Genomic DNA, 15969 nt, shown 5'->3' with positions numbered 1-15969 from the left:
CTGTCAGACCTCGCCTTCGGCTCGGCGCGGCACCAGCCCGCTCCCCCTCCCGACCTCCCAATAAGTGTACCCTGTGGGAGGTCGGGAGGGGGAGCGGGCTGGTGCCGCGCTCAACCGCTAGGTTGAGTCTGACAAAAGACTCCTGGTGCGGCGATTTTCCGCAAGGAAAATTCTGACAAATAAAAACCCCTGACAAACAGACCTCCCCCCGCCGGTTGACACTGGTTGACACAGGCCGGGCATACCCTCGCCCCACTCACGCCCCGTCCTCCCCATCCGCTTCCTGCCCCCGCCGGTGCATCTCGGCGAGCCGGCGTTTCAGCTCCTCGAACGCCTCTTCGGGATCGACGCGGTCATCGAAGGCGGCGCGTTCGGCGGCGGCGTCCGCGCGCTTCAATAGCGTCACGAGGATCGCGTCCGAATAGCGTTTGCGCGTCGTGACGACTTCGCCGCCATGGACGACCGGCTCGTCCACCCCCTCCACCGCCCGCTCGAACGCCGCCGCCTCCAGCACCGGCAGCGCCTCGGTCAGCGCCCGCTCCCAGGCGTCCGCAAACCCCGCATCGCGCTTGCGATAGCGATAGGCGCTGGTCGTGGAGATATTGGCGATGGCACACGCATCCCGCACACAGCCCGTCCGCGCCAGCGCATGGAGGAATTTGCGCTTGCGCGGCGTCGTCCACCCGTCATGCCGGGTGCGGTAAGGCTTGGGGGCTTCAACTATTTCCGTTTGCCCTGAGCCTGTCGAAGGGCCGTTCTTGTTTTGCCCGGTCGAAGAAGAAGGACAGCCCTTCGACAGGCTCAGGGCCAGCGGTTCCTTCTGCGGCGCAGGCAGGCGCGGCGGATCGGGATCGGCCATGATCGGGCTCCTCACACAGGGAATGGAGCCGATCTATCTATACTATTCGGGGGTCTGTAGGACAGGAAATAGGATACGCCGTTTGCGCTTCGGTTACGTAAGGCCAAGCTCGGCACATCGCGTAGGGCAAGCCACCATTCTACTTTGTTTTAGCCCCACGATTCTATCGATGTTCGGCTTCCTGACCGACAATGGAACGCAATAACTCAACTAGCTCAACTCGCGTGGAACTGGAAGATGCGGAATCAAGGAGATAGTCAAATCTAACTGAGAGCGCCGTATTTCTTCTGGGGTTTAGCAACAACAATTCGGACCATATATCATCATCATTTTCGATTACGTTCGCATATTTTAGTAGCCAGTACATCAGAGTTTGACGGAAATCGCCTGAAATGAAATTTCGGTTTGTATGCTTAACTTCAATTAGCAGCGGGCCAAGTGACAGATCGCCGTTTCCCGAAGCGATCCAACCTAATCCAGGTACAGCAGGACTGTGCTCCAACCGTTCGTCCGGATAGTTGGCTCTGATCGCGGTAATCATCGCGACTAGGTTGTCCGCGGCAAGAGTTGCGACGTCCTGATCGGCCTGACTAAGCTTATTCGGTAGTTCGGCATCATAATGGCGACGTTGGCGTTCTGATGCTGTCCTCAGGCAGCTGTCCCAATCAGGTGCATCGTTGCCATCCAAGAGATTTTCTGCACGAACCATAGACAATTCGAAAAGCATAGCATTTTGTAGCTTGCTGTTTTCAATATGCTCTTCGGGAACTGGCTCAATGCCTTCAAACTGAGTCATTCTTTTGTTCAATGAACTGACGAGCCCACCAGACAATCGCGGAAACAAGACATCGAGCACACCAGGAATGTCCCTGGCTACGGTTCTCGGGTCCCGCAATGGAAGTCTAGTCAGCGGCATCTTTTGTCCAATCTACATAACAGGACGCAAACGTGTCGCCGACATTCACCTCAAATCCTAGGCTCCAAGCCTGCCCAAGTGTTTTGCGCAATTGGTTCCTCGCGTGAACACCGTCGTCTCCGAAGTTGCCTGCGGCCAACCACAACATCCGTTGTTCATCTGGACTAAGATTCTGCCATTGATTTCTAACGCGAGTGAAGCTCCCGCGATCATGCCAATGTCGCCAACAATCGATACAGGCGCGTCTGACGGATTGAGATGAACTTTGGTCATAGATCTTTCGAACAATCGGACCCCGCACATCAGTTCGCCTAAATCGTATTGCCCGCAAAAAATGAAGAGCGTTGGCCTCAGGCATTAGGAGGTGTGAGGCTTCCGAAGGCACCCTGTCGAGTAAGTCGTCAATCTGATCGAACACGGCCTCAAATTCTTGATTGGACCGCACCGAGTAGACACCTCGCATGATCTTGGACCATGAAGCCCGAAACGAGTCGAGATTGCTTGGGTCGAGCAATGTAGCGCATAGATCAGCGGCGACTTTTGGCTCTTGGAACTTAAGAGCTCGGCCAATTTGGGCTAGGACAAAATTATCTGGCTGAGATTTCTCTTTTTCGAGGTTGAGTAAGAATGAGATATCGATTGCCTCAAACGATTTTTTGAGTTGCTCGTATTCAACCTGTGCCGTGTCGGAATAGGGATCAAAATGAAGGTCGAGCTCCCTTAATGCGACGCTCGCTTCATCACCGTCACCAAGCTGCGCAGCAAGATAATCAGAATAGTGTTTCGCACTGAGCGTCGTTGTCTTACTTCGATTCAGTGACAATCCATAGTCGGCAAGCGTATGAGAAAGTACCGATAGTGCCTCGTATGCATCTTGCTGAGATTTACAGATTAATGTGAAGTCATCCACGTAGCGATGCCAAACTATGCCGGCATCAGAAAGGGAGAGGTCAATAGGCGTTAACATAACCTCAGCTAGAACTCGTGCGCATTGGCCGCCCACCGGCAGTCCGAAAGATCTCCCAGCTGCAAGCTTGCTAAGCATGCGATCAACTTGCACTGCTACAGTACTGTTATCGCGGCCAAGATCATTGATTAGATTTTCGAGCCGATGATGATAGATATGCTCATAGAAGCTTGAGATATCGGTTTGAACGACAACACACCCGTCGTTTTTTAGCGCCTCTTCCTCAAGAGTTGCCGTTTTATATGTTCGCCAAGATTGTGAACGATCGAAAAATGCTGGAGCTTCACCACCCAAGCGATATGAGTGCGCTCGATGGCTACGATTTGGCTCATTAGCTTCTGCAATCGCTAGCCCGATTCCATTCAGGTAGAGGTTCCAGAACGGATGAATTTTAGTGGTAATCCGAAAACCGTTAGAACCGGACGGCACTAACAGTCTTTCGGAACCAATTGTAAGCTCGTTCATGAAGCCAGCAGCTTCTTGAACCGATTTTTTGTCGATATCTTGAAATAATTCGAAACAAATTTTCGATAAATCGTCGGCTTTATCCCTAATAAATCCAGCATCTACATCGTAAGGTATTGTGTCGTTATCCCCACTATGGCCAATTTCATAGGCAGCTTGTAGAAAATGATCACGCTCAACTTGCATCATTTAGGCCTCATTCTGGCTAGCCGAACAGACAATGTGTAGTGATGGCATGCTGCAATAGTTTCTGTCTACCGGAGGAATTGGTGACGTTTCCGGATGCTGCAACACGCTCTTCGCATCCCCTTCCCCAACCCCCCGTCTCCCGCTAAACCCCTCCCGACTCATTCACCGCTTGCCGCCGGTCGCTGCGCCCCGCCGCAGTCCCCCTTCCGGCGTCAAGTACCACTTGAAGACGAGGTTTTATGACCACCACCGGCCACGACACGCTTTCCACCCGTTCCGCCCTCACGGTCGAAGGGAAGACCGTTCATTATTATTCGCTCGCCAAGGCCGCTGAAAAGCTCGGTGACGTCTCGCGGCTGCCGTTCAGCATGAAAGTGCTGCTCGAAAATCTGTTGCGCTTCGAGGACGGGAATACGGTCACCACCGAGGACGTGCAGGCCTGTGTCGATTGGCTCAACGAACGGCGGATTTCGCGGGAAATACAATACCGCCCGGCGCGGGTGCTGATGCAGGATTTTACCGGCGTGCCGGCGGTCGTCGATCTGGCGGCGATGCGCGACGGGATCGTGGCGCTGGGCGGGGCGGCGGAGAAGATCAATCCGCAGGTGCCGGTTCACCTTGTGATCGATCATTCGGTGATGGTCGATGAGTTCGGCACGCCGACCGCGTTCGAGGAGAATGTGGCGCTCGAATATCAGCGCAATATGGAGCGCTACGAGTTCCTGAAATGGGGCGCGGGCGCGTTCGATAATTTCAAGGTCGTGCCGCCGGGGACGGGCATCTGCCACCAGGTGAATCTCGAATATCTGGGGCAGGGCGTGTGGAGCAGCGAAGATGCGGACGGCGAGACGGTCGCCTATCCCGATACGCTGGTCGGCACGGACTCGCATACCACGATGATCAACGGACTCGGCGTGCTCGGCTGGGGCGTCGGCGGGATCGAAGCCGAGGCGGCGATGCTGGGCCAGCCGGTGAGCATGCTGATCCCCGAAGTCGTCGGCTTCCATTTGACCGGCGAGCTGGCCGAGGGCGTGACGGCGACGGATCTGGTGTTAACCGTCGTCCAGATGCTGCGCGAAAAGGGCGTGGTCGGGCGGTTCGTCGAGTTCTACGGATCGGGCCTGAAGGCGCTGACGCTGGCCGACCGGGCGACGATCGCGAACATGGCGCCCGAATATGGCGCGACCTGCGGCTTCTTCCCGATCGACGAGAAGACGACCGACTATATGCGCCTGACCGGGCGGGACGAGTGGCAGATCGCGCTCGTCGAGGCCTATTGCCGCGAGCAGGGGCTGTGGCACAATGTCGATGACCCGGATCCCGTGTTCACCGACACGCTGGAGCTGGATATGGGGCTGGTCGTGCCGAGCCTCGCCGGGCCGAAGCGGCCTCAGGACAAGGTGATCCTGCCCAAGGTGGACGAGCTGTTCAACGAGGACATGCAGAAGGTGTATGGGCGCGACGGCAAGCGCGTCGATGTGGACGGCGTGGACCATGATATCGGCGATGGCGATGTCGTGATCGCGGCGATTACGAGCTGCACGAATACGTCTAATCCTGCGGTGATGGCGGCGGCCGGGCTGGTCGCGAAAAAGGCGCGCGAAAAGGGGTTGAGCGTGAAGCCCTGGGTGAAGACGTCGCTCGCGCCGGGATCGCAGGTGGTGACGGATTATCTGGAAAGCTCCGGGCTGCAGGACGATCTCGATGCGCTGGGCTTCGATCTGGTCGGCTATGGCTGCACGACGTGTATCGGGAACAGCGGGCCATTGGCGGCGCCGATTTCGAAGGCCGTGAACGAGAATGACCTGGTGGCGGCGAGCGTGCTGTCGGGGAACCGGAATTTCGAGGGGCGGGTGAGCCAGGATGTGCGGGCGAATTTCCTGGCGAGCCCGCCGCTGGTGGTGGCGTACGCGCTCAAGGGTACGGTGACGGAGGATATTACCGCGACGCCGCTGGGGCAGGGGACGGACGGGGCCGATGTGTTCCTCGCCGATGTCTGGCCGTCCAACGCGGAAGTGGCGGATACAATTGCGGCACATGTGAACCGCGATATGTTCGAGACGCGCTACGCGAACGTCTATGACGGGGACGAAATGTGGCGCGGCATCGATGTCGAGCCGTCGGCGACCTTCAGCTGGCGCTCGGGCAGTACGTACGTCCAGAACCCGCCCTATTTCGAGGGCATGACGATGGAACCGGAGGCGATCGAGGACATTGTCGATGCGCGCCCGCTGGCGCTGTTCGGCCAGTCGATCACGACCGATCATATTTCGCCCGCCGGCGCGATCAAGGAGGATTCGCCTGCCGGCAAGTATCTGAAAGACAGGCAGGTTTCCCGCGCCGACTTCAATAGCTACGGCTCGCGCCGCGGCAATCACGAAGTCATGATGCGCGGCACCTTCGCCAACATCCGCATCAAGAACCAGATGCTGAACGATGTCGAAGGCGGCTACACAAAACACATCCCCTCGGGCGAAGAAATGTCGATCTACGACGCCGCCATGCGGTACAAGGCCGAAGGCACGCCCCTTGTCGTCATCGCCGGCGCCGAATATGGCACCGGCTCCTCCCGCGACTGGGCCGCGAAAGGCACGAACCTGCTGGGCGTCAAGGCCGTGATCGTCGAAAGCTTCGAGCGCATCCACCGGTCCAACCTTGTCGGTATGGGCGTCCTCCCGCTGCAGTTCGCGGAAGGCATCACCCGCGAAACGCTGGGGCTGGACGGCACCGAAACGTTCACGATCCGCGGTGTTGCGACACTCGATCCGCGCCAGACGGTCGAGGTCGAAATGACGCGCGCCAATGGCGAGACTGCTATGTTCGAAACGCTCTGCCGGATCGATACGGGCAACGAGATGGAGTATTTCCGCAACGGCGGCATCCTCCATTATGTGCTGCGGAATCTTGCGGCGTCTTAATCTGTCTGCCGCCTTCGCCTATTCGGCGGAGGCGGTCGCGACCCGCGGCGCATAATCGAGCCGGCCGATCTCGCCGATCCGTCCGTTCGCCATCCGGCCTTCGACGAGCTCGTAACCCATCAGCGCGAAGATGCGGCTGCCCATGAATATCGGGCGGGCATTGCCGTACCAATCGACGCAGCTCGCTTGGCAGTTGTCGTCGACCACGCCTTCGACTTCCGCCCCTAACTCGCCGGCGAGCGAAAATTCGCGATCGTCGCGGCGCAGGAACAGCATCGCGGCTGACGAACCGAAAAGCTGACGGAATCGTGGTTCGACCTGCCGGGAGATCGGCAGGCCCAGCGTGCCCGATGCCCCGCCCTCCGATCCGCTGTCCGGCCGGTAGAAATAGGCATGGCTGCGGGATTCGCCTTGCCCGGCTGCGGGCATGGTGAAGACGTCTGCGATGCGCGGCGTGCCGTCCAGCGCGACAGCGGAGAAGCCGAGCTTGTTGCCCGCACCGCTGCCGATCACCACCGCGTCGGACCCGAGCCGTTCGATCCGCTCGACGCCATGGCCGATATCGATCTGCGTCGGATCGCCGCCGCCGAGCGATGCCGTGAACGCCACGGGCCGCGTCCGCGCGCCATAGCCCTGCTGCCGGCCCCAGCCATAGACGATATGATTGCCGACATAGCGGTTCTCCATCTCGTAGATATTGCCGGCCTCGCTCAGCGCGCGATACCGATCCTCGGAAACGTCCTGGCTACCATCGCCGAAATCGTCGAGCGGCACCTGAAGCAGGCTGACGACACCGCCCGATCCGCGCGTGATCTCTATCGCCGGATCGGCGAAGCGACCTGCCACCAGTATATTGAGTCGGCCCTCATCGGGTTGTTCGAGGAAGGAGAATTGGTCGATCGGCATGCCGCGTGCGCCGATTGCCGATGGCTGCGATCCGTCGAGCGGCAGGCGGTAGATATGCGCGGACTGATTGTCCCCGCCGCCATAGCCGCCGCCATCCGTCACCCAGAGATAGACCGAGCCGGCGGATACGTAGAATTCGCGCGACCACCCGGCGATCACCCCGGTCGCCGTACAGTCGAAATCGTCGCTCGCGACGTCGCAGCGCGTGACGCTGTGGAGCGTCGAAACGCCGTTTTCGGGATCCTCGAACAGGTCCCGGGCGACATAGATGTCGCTTGGCCCGGCGATCCGTTCGAAGGAGTCCGCACCCGTCTCCCCGTCCCAGCGTTTGACGCCAGGCAGCGCATCCAGCGGTGTGCGGCCATAATAGAGATTGAGCGGCGTGTAGAAGATGAGCTCGTCGCCGATCAGGCGCGAGGCATAATTGTCGGCGCTATAATAATCGTTCGAGCGCAGATGATGCGCATCCTCGAAGGTGAGCTGGCCATCCTCGCTGAGCCGGAAGCGGTTCACTTCGGTGCCGCCGCGCGGATAGCTGTAGCCGATCACGATGACGCGATCCCCGCGCACGAGCATTTCGTCATACCAGGAGGCGCCGCCACTGGCGCCGGGCGGGAAGGCGTCGATATGGTCGATCGCCCGCATCTCGCCGCCGGCGGTCGAAATCGTGAAGAGCCGTCCGCGCCGCAACACGATCAGCAGATCGCCGCGCCGCTTGACGATACCGCCCTCATCGACGTCGGCGGTCTGGTTGTTCGTAATCGATTCCTCATCGGCCTGGGCGACCGTGGGAACCGGGGCGAGTTCGGCCGCTGCGTCCTCAGCTACGCCGCCTTCCATGTCATAGGCCTCGTTGCGGGCGCGCCGATTGCTCTCGCGCAGCCGCTCGAGATAGGCGGTTAGTTCGGATTCCGATTCAAAGGCGCGCAACCCGTCGGACGCAGCGGTTTCCACTCCGGAACCGCCAGCCTCTGCGACACAGGCGGCCTGTAGCGGCAGTCCGATGGCCAGGCATGCTATGGCAAGGCGTTTGCCGAGGCTCGCGGCGCGGGCGGATGAACGTGACGGCATGTCAATTCTCCCTCTCGAATCGACCCATCGCAACCCATGGTCGACGCTATCACAACCTGCGATGAACGGCTGGCGCGGCGCGATCTCAGACGCTACGCTTGCCGCATGCCCCGACTCTCCCAGGTTCCCCGCGACGATGCCGATGATTATGTGAAGGCGCTCTACACCGCGCTTTTCGGCGATCGCGATCCTGTGGCTGAGCCCGGCACCGCGACGGGCACGCCGGGCAATTGGTGGACGGTGTTCGCGCTTGTGCCCGATGCGTTCAAGCATACGACCGAGGGGTTCGGTTTCTATCGCTCCGCCAACCGCAAGCTCGATCCCGTGCTGCGCGAACTCGGCCAGACGCGGGCCGGCTATGTCGTCGGATCGCGCTTCGTTTACTCGCAGCATATGAAGGCGGCGCGGTTTGCGGGGCTGACCGATGAACAGGCCGAGGCGATCGCCCATTGGCAGGTTGCCGATTGTTTCGATGAAATCCAGCGCGCGGTGCTCGCCTATACCGATTGTCTTGTGCTCCAGCATGGCCGCGTGCCGGATGGTGTGTTCGAAACGCTGAAAAAGCATCTCTCGGACGAGGAAATCCTCGAACTCACCTACATCACCGCGACCTATATGATGCATGCCGTGATGAGCCGGGCGCTCCGGCTCGAATATGACGATGTCGACGAGCCGATCACCGAAGTCCCTCCGCCCGAAGGCGCAACGGCGGATGTGATGGGCATGGTCGACAATCGCCAAAAAGACAAAGCACAGGAATAGCGCGCCATGACAGCCTATCGCTCGTTTCGCGAACAGAGCCTGCATTATTTCATCCGACCGCATGACGCGCTGCCCGAAGGCCCGATCGAGTCCCCGGCTGCGTGGCGTGGCCCCGACATCGCGAAGCAGCAGGACGAATGGATGGTCGTCCTCACGGATGACGAGATCGCCGAACTCGGCGCGGCGCATGACGCGCTAAAGGCCGATGGCGTACCGCTCGACGCAGTTGCGCGCGATAACTTCGCTCTGCCGACATTGAGCGGCAAGATCGCCGGTTGGCGCGACGAGATCCGCAACGGCCGCGGCTTCGTGATGGTGCGCGGTCTGCCTGTTGCGGCATGGGGCCCGGACAAGGCGGCCTATGTCTATTGGGGGATCGGTCATCATCTTGGCCTGCCCGGCGCGCAAAACCCGGCGGACGAACTGCTCGGCCATGTCGTCGATTATGGCGAGGAGAAGGATAACCCCGTCGTCCGCCGCTATCGCACGACCGGCCATATCGATTTTCATTGCGACGCCGCCGATGCGGTCGGTCTGCTGTGCCTGCACACGGCGAAATCGGGCGGGCAAAGCCGGATCGTCAGCTCGGTGGCGATCTTCAACGCGATCCAGAAGCAGCGACCCGATCTTGTGGCGCGCCTGTTCGAACCGTTCATGCTCGATCGGCGCGACGAACAGGGGGAGGGGGAATCGCCCTTCTTCCCGATCCCGCCCTGCCGGCACAGCGACGCGAACGGGCTGCAGACCTTCTATCACAGCGAATATTTCCGTTCGGCCGACCGGCATGACGATGTGACGATCGATACGGCGGCGATGGAGCTGCTCGATCTTTATGACAGCCTGTGTCTCTCGCCCGAGCTGCAGCTCGATATGTGGCTGGAGCAGGGCGATATGCAGTTCATCTCGAACCACACGGTCGTGCATTCGCGTACCGCTTATGAGGACTGGCCGGAGCGGGAGAGAAAACGCCATCTGCTGCGGCTGTGGCTGTCGTTCGAAGATACAGGAGGCTGAGCCATGCCCTATCACCATCTCGCGCTCGCGGCGAAGGACATGCAGGCGATCCATGCATTCTATGAAGGCGTGATGGGGTTCGAGCTTGTCAAAGTCGAGATTGCGCCGGTCATGGGCGGCGGCTGGGGTAAGCATTTCTTCTACCGGATGGATGGCGACGACAGCCGCTTCATTGCCTTCTGGGAGCTGCATGAGGTGCCGGGGCAGGAAGAGCAGGTCCACGATCTCAATGCGGCGGCGAAGATGCCGCAGGGCACCAATCATTACAGCTTCGCGGTGGACACGCGCGAGGAGCTGGATGGCTGGCGCGAACGCTGGAACGATGCCGGGCTCGACGTACTCGAGATCGACCATAATTGGTGCCGCTCGGTCTATACGCGCGACCCCAATGGCAACATGGTCGAATTCTGCCTGACGACGGGGGAGTTTACCGACGCCGATCGGGAACGCGCGCTGGCCGCGCTCGACGAGGCGGAAATGCAGGCGAGCCCGCCGCCCGGATCGATGAAGAACTGGCCGGCTGTTTAGTTTGTCAGAAACTTCCTAACGGAAGTTCGCCGCACCGGCCCGCTCCCCCTCCCGACCTCCCATTGAGTGTACCCTGTGGGAGGTCGGGAGGGGGAGCGGCCGGTGCCGCGCTCGACCGATAGGTCGAGTCTGACAAAAGAACCTCTACGACGCCAGTTTTAGCGGCGTTCCCTTTGCTTCCGGCGCGTCCGCGCATTTTTCGTTGAGCCCGTTGAACAGCGTATTGATGGCGATCCGCAGATTTTCCATGTTTGCCGAAGGATAGTGGGGGATCAGGCTCGGGTCGCAATAGGGCGCGAGCATCAGATTGATCGGCGACATCAGCCCGTCGATCGTCATGCCCGGAAACTCGCCGTCCGAAATCGCTTCGGCCAGGATCGTCGCCATATAATGATCGGCGAGATCGACATAGCTCATGACGACCTCTTTATGCTCTTCGCCGAGCGCCATGCAGGCCATGAAATAATCATGATCTTCCTCGTAGCGCCGCCGCTTTTCTGCAAAGCGCCGGGCAAAGAACTGGTAGAGCTTCTCGCGCGGCGGGAGATCGCTTTCGACGACTTCCTCCATCATCTCGTTGAACGGCTTGAACCAGCGCTCGATCGAGGCCTCGAACAGCGCTTCCTTGCTGGGGAAGAAGCGATAGACATTGGATTGCGACATGCCGCAGGCATTGGCGATATCGGTAATCGTCGGCGTGACTGGCCCGCGTTCGCGAATCAGCTGTTCACAAGCTTCGAGAAGCTGCTCGGCGGTGGCTTCATGATCGGTGTGCGGGCGGGCCATAGTTGATCTCCTTGACGCAACTGTATCGCAACTGCATGACGGTTTTATGATAAACGATAGTTAATATCAATTATCATGGAATGCAAGAAAGATTGTCGCAACAGCATGTTGCGCTTATGCAATCGCGTCTGAGGGAGGCCCCGCACGGGGCGTAGGAGCGGGGCACGCCCATTCATGGCCAGCGACCAGGACACAGATAGCCGGTTCAGCGATCCGATCAGCGGGTCGATCGCCCTGCTCCGGCGCTGGTGGCGGATGGTGTGCCGCGAGATCGACCAGGTCGCCGTCATCGAAAAGGTGCGCGGCGAATCCGGTTGGACGCCGCGTTATGCTTTCATGACCTGCATGTCGGCGGGCATCGCGATCCTTGGCATGCTGCTCTCCTCGCCGGCGGTGGTGATCGGCGCGATGCTCTTGTCGCCGCTGATGGGTCCGATCCTCGGTATCGGTTTTGCGCTGGCGGTCGGGGATTTCCGCTGGCTGCGCGATGCCGGGCGCGCGCTAGGCCTCGGTACGATCCTCGCCATCCTGTTCTGCGCGATCATCGTCGCCATGTCGCCGCTACAGACTATTACCTCCGAAATTGCCGCGCGCACCCGGCCCAATCTGTTCGATCTCGGCGTCGCCCTCTTCTCTGCGCTGGCCGGCGCCTATGCGATGATCCGGGGCCGCGACGGTACGATCGTCGGCGTCGCCATCGCGACCGCCCTGATGCCACCGCTGGCCGCGATCGGCTTCGGGCTCGCGACCTTCAACTGGGCGGTGTTCGGCGGCGCCTCCTTCCTCTTCTTCACGAACCTCACCACGATCGCGCTGACCGCGGCCGTCATGGCGCGCACCTACGGGTTCAGCACCTATCTCTCCGCCAAACAGACTTGGGCGCAATCGGTGGTGATTATCAGCGTATTCGTGGCGCTCGCCATTCCGCTCGGCTTTTCGCTGCGTCAGATTTCCTGGGAGGCCAATGCGACGCGTCAGGCGCAGGAGCTGGTCGGCGACGAATTTGGTCCCGAGGCACGTATCTCGCAGCTTGACTTCGATTTCGATGCCGATCCGATTACGGTGACGGCCTCGGTGCTGACGCCCGAGATTGTCGGGGGCGCTGAGGAGCGCGCGCAACGGACGCTGCAGCGTGAACTCGGCCGCAACGTCATGGTCGATCTGCGCCAGTTCCAGGTCGACACCGAAGAGACCGCTGACGGGACGGAGCTGGCGCTCGCCCGGATGCGCGAACAGGCGGCCGCGACGCGCGAGGAAATCGCCGACCTCACAGACCGGCTGGCGCTGATCGCCGGCGTCAATCCCGACGAGGTGACCGTGGACCGGAATACGCGGCGCGCCATCGTGCGCGTGCGCGCGTTGCCGGGGGCGGAGCTCGAAACCTATTATGCACTCGAGCAGCGCGCCAATGGCCGGGCCGAGGACTGGGACGTGCAGGTGATCCCGCCGGCCAAGGATCTGCCCGCGATCAGCTTTGCCGATGGTGAGCCGGATGCGGCGGGACAACGCAATATGGTCATCGCGATCTGGGCGGCAGAGCGGCTTGCCGTGCCGGTCGGCGTGTCGGGCTCCGATGCGGCGGCGGCGATTGTTATCGAGCGGATGGAAAATGCCGGTATCGATGTCCGGCGGCTGCCGGGTGCGCAGCCGGGCTTTGTGGCGCTGAGCTGGCTCGCGCCCGATGGCGGGGATGACGAATAGGGCTCAGGCCGGAGACGGCGCGATGGCCGCGGCGAGCCAGTCGGGCAGATCGAGGCCTGTCATATCCTCCACCCGGCGATGCTCGACCGAAAGGCCGAGATCGGGATAAGAGATGCGCTGGCGTTTCTCGTCGGCCTGGTCGAGCGGCACGACGACGAGCCGCCGATTGACCTTATTGCGATAATGCATGCGGGCCGTGTTCTCCTGCCCGACATAACAGCCTTTCTCGAAATCGACGCCGTTCAGCTCTTCCGCATTGCATTCGAGCCAGAGCGTCTTGTCGCTGCCCAGTTCTCCAACGCCCTCCGTCACGCCGAGCGAGAGGCGATGCGCGTGCCAGCCTTGGGCCGGATCGCCGGGCGCCGCGAGCCAGCGCGCGCCAAGTGCTGCGAGGCGCGGATCAGCCGGATGGTCACTCGCATCGGGGGACCAGTGCACAGCCAGCGTTTCGTCTCGCGCTATCGTGATCGGGCGGCGCAGACGATAGAGGGTCAGCCGCCGCGCCAGATCGTCGGCCGCCTCGGCCTCGCAATCGACGAGAATATCTTCGCCATCGGCCCAGAGGATAAAATCGAACAATGCCTTGCCCTGCGCGGTGAGCAGCGCCGTCCATTGCGGCGCATCCGGCTGCACCCGGTCGACATTCTGGGTGACCAGACCCTGCAGAAATTCGCGGACATCTTCGCCTGTAAGACGGATGACGGCACGGTCGGATAACATGGTGGCAGGCATGGCCTTCAATTAGGGATCGGGCCGTGCGATGGAAAGGTATATGACTGATATTCTTACGATCCGCCGCCCTGATGACTGGCATGTCCATCTGCGCGACGGGTCCATGCTGGAGGCCGTGGCGGGCTATACCGCGCGCCAGTTCGCGCGCGCCATCGTGATGCCCAATCTCGCCCCGCCCGTGACGACGACCGCAGCGGCGCGGGCCTATCGCGAACGGATCATGGCCGCGTTGCCCGAAGACAGCGACTTCACCCCGCTGATGACCGCCTATCTGACCGATACGATCGATGCCGACGATCTCGCCGCCGGGCATGCGGAGGGCGTGTTCACGGCGGCCAAACTCTATCCGGCGGGCGCGACGACCAATTCGGACAGCGGCGTTACGGATGTTGCGAATATCTATGGCGTGATCGAGCGGATGGAGGCGATTGACATGCCGCTCCTCATCCATGGCGAAGTGACCGATAGCGAGATCGATATCTTCGACCGGGAGGCCGTATTTATCGAGCGCATCCTCGAACCGCTGACGCGCAAATTCCCGGCGCTCAGAATCGTGTTCGAACATATCACGACGGCGAACGCCGTGGCGTTCGTCAAAGACACCGGGCCGAATATCGCCGCGACGATCACCCCGCACCATTGCGTCATCAACCGTAACGCGATGTTCACGGGCGGCATCCGCCCCCATGCCTATTGCCTGCCCGTTGCCAAGCGCGAGCCGCACCGGCTGGCGGTCCGCGCGGCGGCGGTGTCCGGCTCTTCCAAATTCTTCCTCGGCACCGATACCGCGCCGCATGTGCGGGGCGACAAGGAATCGTCCTGCGGCTGTGCGGGCATTTTCAACGCGCCGTTCGCGCTGGAAAGCTATGCCGAGGTGTTCGCGGCGGAAGGCGCGCTTGACCAACTCGAAGGCTTCGCGTCGGAACACGGGCCCCGCTTCTACGGTCTGCCGCTCAACGAAGGCACGGTGACGCTACGCCGCGCGCCGACGGATGTACCAGATGCGATCGCGCTTGAGGGCGCGGAAATCGTGCCCTTCCAGGCCGGCGAAACGCTCGGCTGGACGCTGGATTGATTTTGGATCTCAGGCCGGCGCCCGGGCGCGCAGCCGATTGGTTCGCGCCTGGCGGATATTGTCGATCGTGAAGAGTGCCAGCCCGGTCCAGATGAACAGAAAACAGGCGATCGTGCCCGCATTCAGCGGCTCGTTGAATATGAACGCCCCGATCACGAATACCATGGACGGCGCGATATATTGGATAAAGCCGAGCGTCGTCAGCGTCAGTCGCTTGGCCGCCGCGGCGAACAGCATCAATGGTACGGAGGTCACCACGGCCGCGAAGACGAGCAGCATGTCGGTTTCCATATCGCCGCCGAACGCCAGCCCACCCGTCATGCCGAGCCAGGCGAGATAGGCGATGCATAGCGGGCTGAGCAGCACGGTTTCGACCGCCAGTCCTTCGATCGCCCCGGCATCGGTAATCTTGCGGACATAGCCATAGAGCGCGAAGGAAACGGCGAGCGTCGCGCTGATCCAGAGCGTATCCAATGCGCTCCAGGCAAGGATCGCAACGCCGGTTGCCGCGAGGCCGATCGCGACAATAGTAGCGGGCCTTAGCTTTTCGCTCAGGAACAATGTCCCGAGGATGACGTTTAGCAGTGGATTGAGGAAATAGCCGAGGCTCGTCGCGATCATATGCTCGTTGGTGACCGCCCAGATATAGACGAGCCAGTTCACCGCGATCAGCGCCGCCGAGGCGGTCAGCGCCAGCAATGTGCGCCGATTGCGCCAAGTCGCCCGTAACGCACCGAGCTTGCCCAAAGCGAGAAGCAATATGAGCAGGAAACCGACGGACCAGACGATCCGGTGGGCAACCGTCTCGATCGCTCCGACGTGATCGAGCAGTTTGAAATAGAGCGGAACGAGCCCCCAGAGCAGATAGACGCCGATCCCATAGGCATAGCCGGCCGGCGTGTTCTGCTGCTCGCTCATGCGGCTGCGCTAGGCCCGTTCGGGCACGCGCGCCACACGAAAATTGTTGGGAAAGCGAAAGGAGTTTTTTGTCAGACCTCGCCTTCGGCTCGGCGCGGCACCGGCCCACTCCCCCTTCCGACCTCCCACAGGGTACACTTATTGGGAGGTCGGAAGGGGGGG

Annotated in this window: 13 protein-coding genes; 6 read left to right on the top strand and 7 right to left on the bottom strand. The window is 60.9% G+C overall.

Features of this window, described 5'->3' with window-relative positions; translation table 11 throughout:
• Positions 1-256: 256 nt before the first annotated feature.
• The 3 genes from Q0974_RS06560 to Q0974_RS06550 all read right to left on the bottom strand — a co-directional run bounded on the left by Q0974_RS06560 (position 257) and on the right by Q0974_RS06550 (position 3396).
• The gene (locus Q0974_RS06560; RefSeq protein WP_299324049.1) at positions 257-859 is read right to left on the bottom strand and encodes a hypothetical protein; all 603 of its coding nucleotides are present in this window, start codon (positions 857-859) and stop codon (positions 257-259) included.
• Between the two features lie 163 nt (positions 860-1022).
• Positions 1023-1655, bottom strand: coding sequence for a hypothetical protein (locus tag Q0974_RS06555; RefSeq protein ID WP_299324048.1), 633 nt, complete (start codon positions 1653-1655; stop codon positions 1023-1025).
• A gap of 106 nt (positions 1656-1761) precedes the next feature.
• Positions 1762-3396: an RNA-directed DNA polymerase gene (locus tag Q0974_RS06550; protein ID WP_299324046.1), complete on the bottom strand. Its 1635-nt coding sequence runs from the start codon at positions 3394-3396 to the stop codon at positions 1762-1764.
• A gap of 239 nt (positions 3397-3635) precedes the next feature.
• Here Q0974_RS06550 and acnA point away from each other — a divergent pair, with 239 nt between their 5' ends.
• Entirely contained in the window at positions 3636-6314 is a 2679-nt protein-coding gene (acnA, locus tag Q0974_RS06545) for an aconitate hydratase AcnA (RefSeq protein WP_299324045.1), read from the top strand.
• An 18-nt stretch (positions 6315-6332) separates the two neighbouring features.
• On the opposite strand, the gene Q0974_RS06540 is transcribed toward acnA, so the two are convergent.
• On the bottom strand, positions 6333-8291 hold the full coding sequence (locus Q0974_RS06540; protein ID WP_299324042.1) for a beta-propeller domain-containing protein: 1959 nt from the start codon (positions 8289-8291) through the stop codon (positions 6333-6335).
• A gap of 105 nt (positions 8292-8396) precedes the next feature.
• Here Q0974_RS06540 and Q0974_RS06535 point away from each other — a divergent pair, with 105 nt between their 5' ends.
• From Q0974_RS06535 to Q0974_RS06525, 3 genes are read left to right on the top strand one after another with little or no spacing between them, the layout of a single operon-like run.
• Positions 8397-9053, top strand: coding sequence for a carboxymuconolactone decarboxylase family protein (locus Q0974_RS06535; RefSeq protein WP_299324040.1), 657 nt, complete (start codon positions 8397-8399; stop codon positions 9051-9053).
• A 6-nt stretch (positions 9054-9059) separates the two neighbouring features.
• Positions 9060-10067, top strand: a complete 1008-nt coding sequence (locus Q0974_RS06530) for a TauD/TfdA family dioxygenase (protein WP_299324037.1) — start codon at positions 9060-9062, stop codon at positions 10065-10067.
• Positions 10068-10070: 3 nt separating this feature from the next.
• On the top strand, positions 10071-10595 hold the full coding sequence (locus Q0974_RS06525) for a VOC family protein (RefSeq protein WP_299324034.1): 525 nt from the start codon (positions 10071-10073) through the stop codon (positions 10593-10595).
• A gap of 144 nt (positions 10596-10739) precedes the next feature.
• Here the strand turns inward: Q0974_RS06525 and Q0974_RS06520 are convergent, their stop codons facing one another.
• Positions 10740-11381 carry a TetR family transcriptional regulator gene (locus tag Q0974_RS06520; protein WP_299324032.1) on the bottom strand — a complete coding sequence of 214 codons (642 nt, stop codon included), beginning with the start codon at positions 11379-11381 and terminating at the stop codon, positions 10740-10742.
• Between the two features lie 174 nt (positions 11382-11555).
• On the opposite strand from Q0974_RS06520, the gene Q0974_RS06515 reads away from it, so the two are divergent.
• Positions 11556-13082, top strand: coding sequence for a DUF389 domain-containing protein (locus Q0974_RS06515; protein ID WP_299324029.1), 1527 nt, complete (start codon positions 11556-11558; stop codon positions 13080-13082).
• A gap of 3 nt (positions 13083-13085) precedes the next feature.
• On the opposite strand, the gene Q0974_RS06510 is transcribed toward Q0974_RS06515, so the two are convergent.
• Complete coding sequence (locus tag Q0974_RS06510; protein WP_299324027.1) at positions 13086-13814, bottom strand: folate-binding protein; 729 nt, start codon at positions 13812-13814, stop codon at positions 13086-13088.
• A gap of 40 nt (positions 13815-13854) precedes the next feature.
• Between Q0974_RS06510 and pyrC the strand changes: the two genes are divergently transcribed.
• Positions 13855-14889: a dihydroorotase gene (gene pyrC / locus Q0974_RS06505; RefSeq protein WP_299324025.1), complete on the top strand. Its 1035-nt coding sequence runs from the start codon at positions 13855-13857 to the stop codon at positions 14887-14889.
• Positions 14890-14898: 9 nt separating this feature from the next.
• Here pyrC and rarD read toward each other — a convergent pair whose 3' ends face one another.
• Positions 14899-15807 carry an EamA family transporter RarD gene (gene rarD, locus Q0974_RS06500; protein WP_299324022.1) on the bottom strand — a complete coding sequence of 303 codons (909 nt, stop codon included), beginning with the start codon at positions 15805-15807 and terminating at the stop codon, positions 14899-14901.
• Between the last annotated feature and the right edge of the window lie 162 nt (positions 15808-15969).

Origin of the sequence: Parasphingopyxis sp., from assembly GCF_028279465.1 — a bacterium.
GTDB lineage: Bacteria > Pseudomonadota > Alphaproteobacteria > Sphingomonadales > Sphingomonadaceae > Parasphingopyxis.
Note: the sequence above shows the minus strand (reverse complement) of the source record. Positions and strands in the feature narration are given on the sequence as shown.

Excerpts from the sequence above, each read along its gene's own strand:
- Q0974_RS06560 (WP_299324049.1), bottom strand. The coding sequence starts at position 859 with ATGGCCGATCCCGATCCGCCGCGCCTGCCTGCGCCGCAGAAGGAACCG.
- Q0974_RS06555 (WP_299324048.1), bottom strand. The coding sequence starts at position 1,655 with ATGACTCAGTTTGAAGGCATTGAGCCAGTTCCCGAAGAGCATATTGAA.
- Q0974_RS06550 (WP_299324046.1), bottom strand. The coding sequence starts at position 3,396 with ATGATGCAAGTTGAGCGTGATCATTTTCTACAAGCTGCCTATGAAATT.
- acnA (WP_299324045.1), top strand. The coding sequence starts at position 3,636 with ATGACCACCACCGGCCACGACACGCTTTCCACCCGTTCCGCCCTCACG.
- Q0974_RS06540 (WP_299324042.1), bottom strand. The coding sequence starts at position 8,291 with ATGCCGTCACGTTCATCCGCCCGCGCCGCGAGCCTCGGCAAACGCCTT.
- Q0974_RS06535 (WP_299324040.1), top strand. The coding sequence starts at position 8,397 with ATGCCCCGACTCTCCCAGGTTCCCCGCGACGATGCCGATGATTATGTG.
- Q0974_RS06530 (WP_299324037.1), top strand. The coding sequence starts at position 9,060 with ATGACAGCCTATCGCTCGTTTCGCGAACAGAGCCTGCATTATTTCATC.
- Q0974_RS06525 (WP_299324034.1), top strand. The coding sequence starts at position 10,071 with ATGCCCTATCACCATCTCGCGCTCGCGGCGAAGGACATGCAGGCGATC.
- Q0974_RS06520 (WP_299324032.1), bottom strand. The coding sequence starts at position 11,381 with ATGGCCCGCCCGCACACCGATCATGAAGCCACCGCCGAGCAGCTTCTC.
- Q0974_RS06515 (WP_299324029.1), top strand. The coding sequence starts at position 11,556 with ATGGCCAGCGACCAGGACACAGATAGCCGGTTCAGCGATCCGATCAGC.
- Q0974_RS06510 (WP_299324027.1), bottom strand. The coding sequence starts at position 13,814 with ATGCCTGCCACCATGTTATCCGACCGTGCCGTCATCCGTCTTACAGGC.
- pyrC (WP_299324025.1), top strand. The coding sequence starts at position 13,855 with ATGACTGATATTCTTACGATCCGCCGCCCTGATGACTGGCATGTCCAT.
- rarD (WP_299324022.1), bottom strand. The coding sequence starts at position 15,807 with ATGAGCGAGCAGCAGAACACGCCGGCCGGCTATGCCTATGGGATCGGC.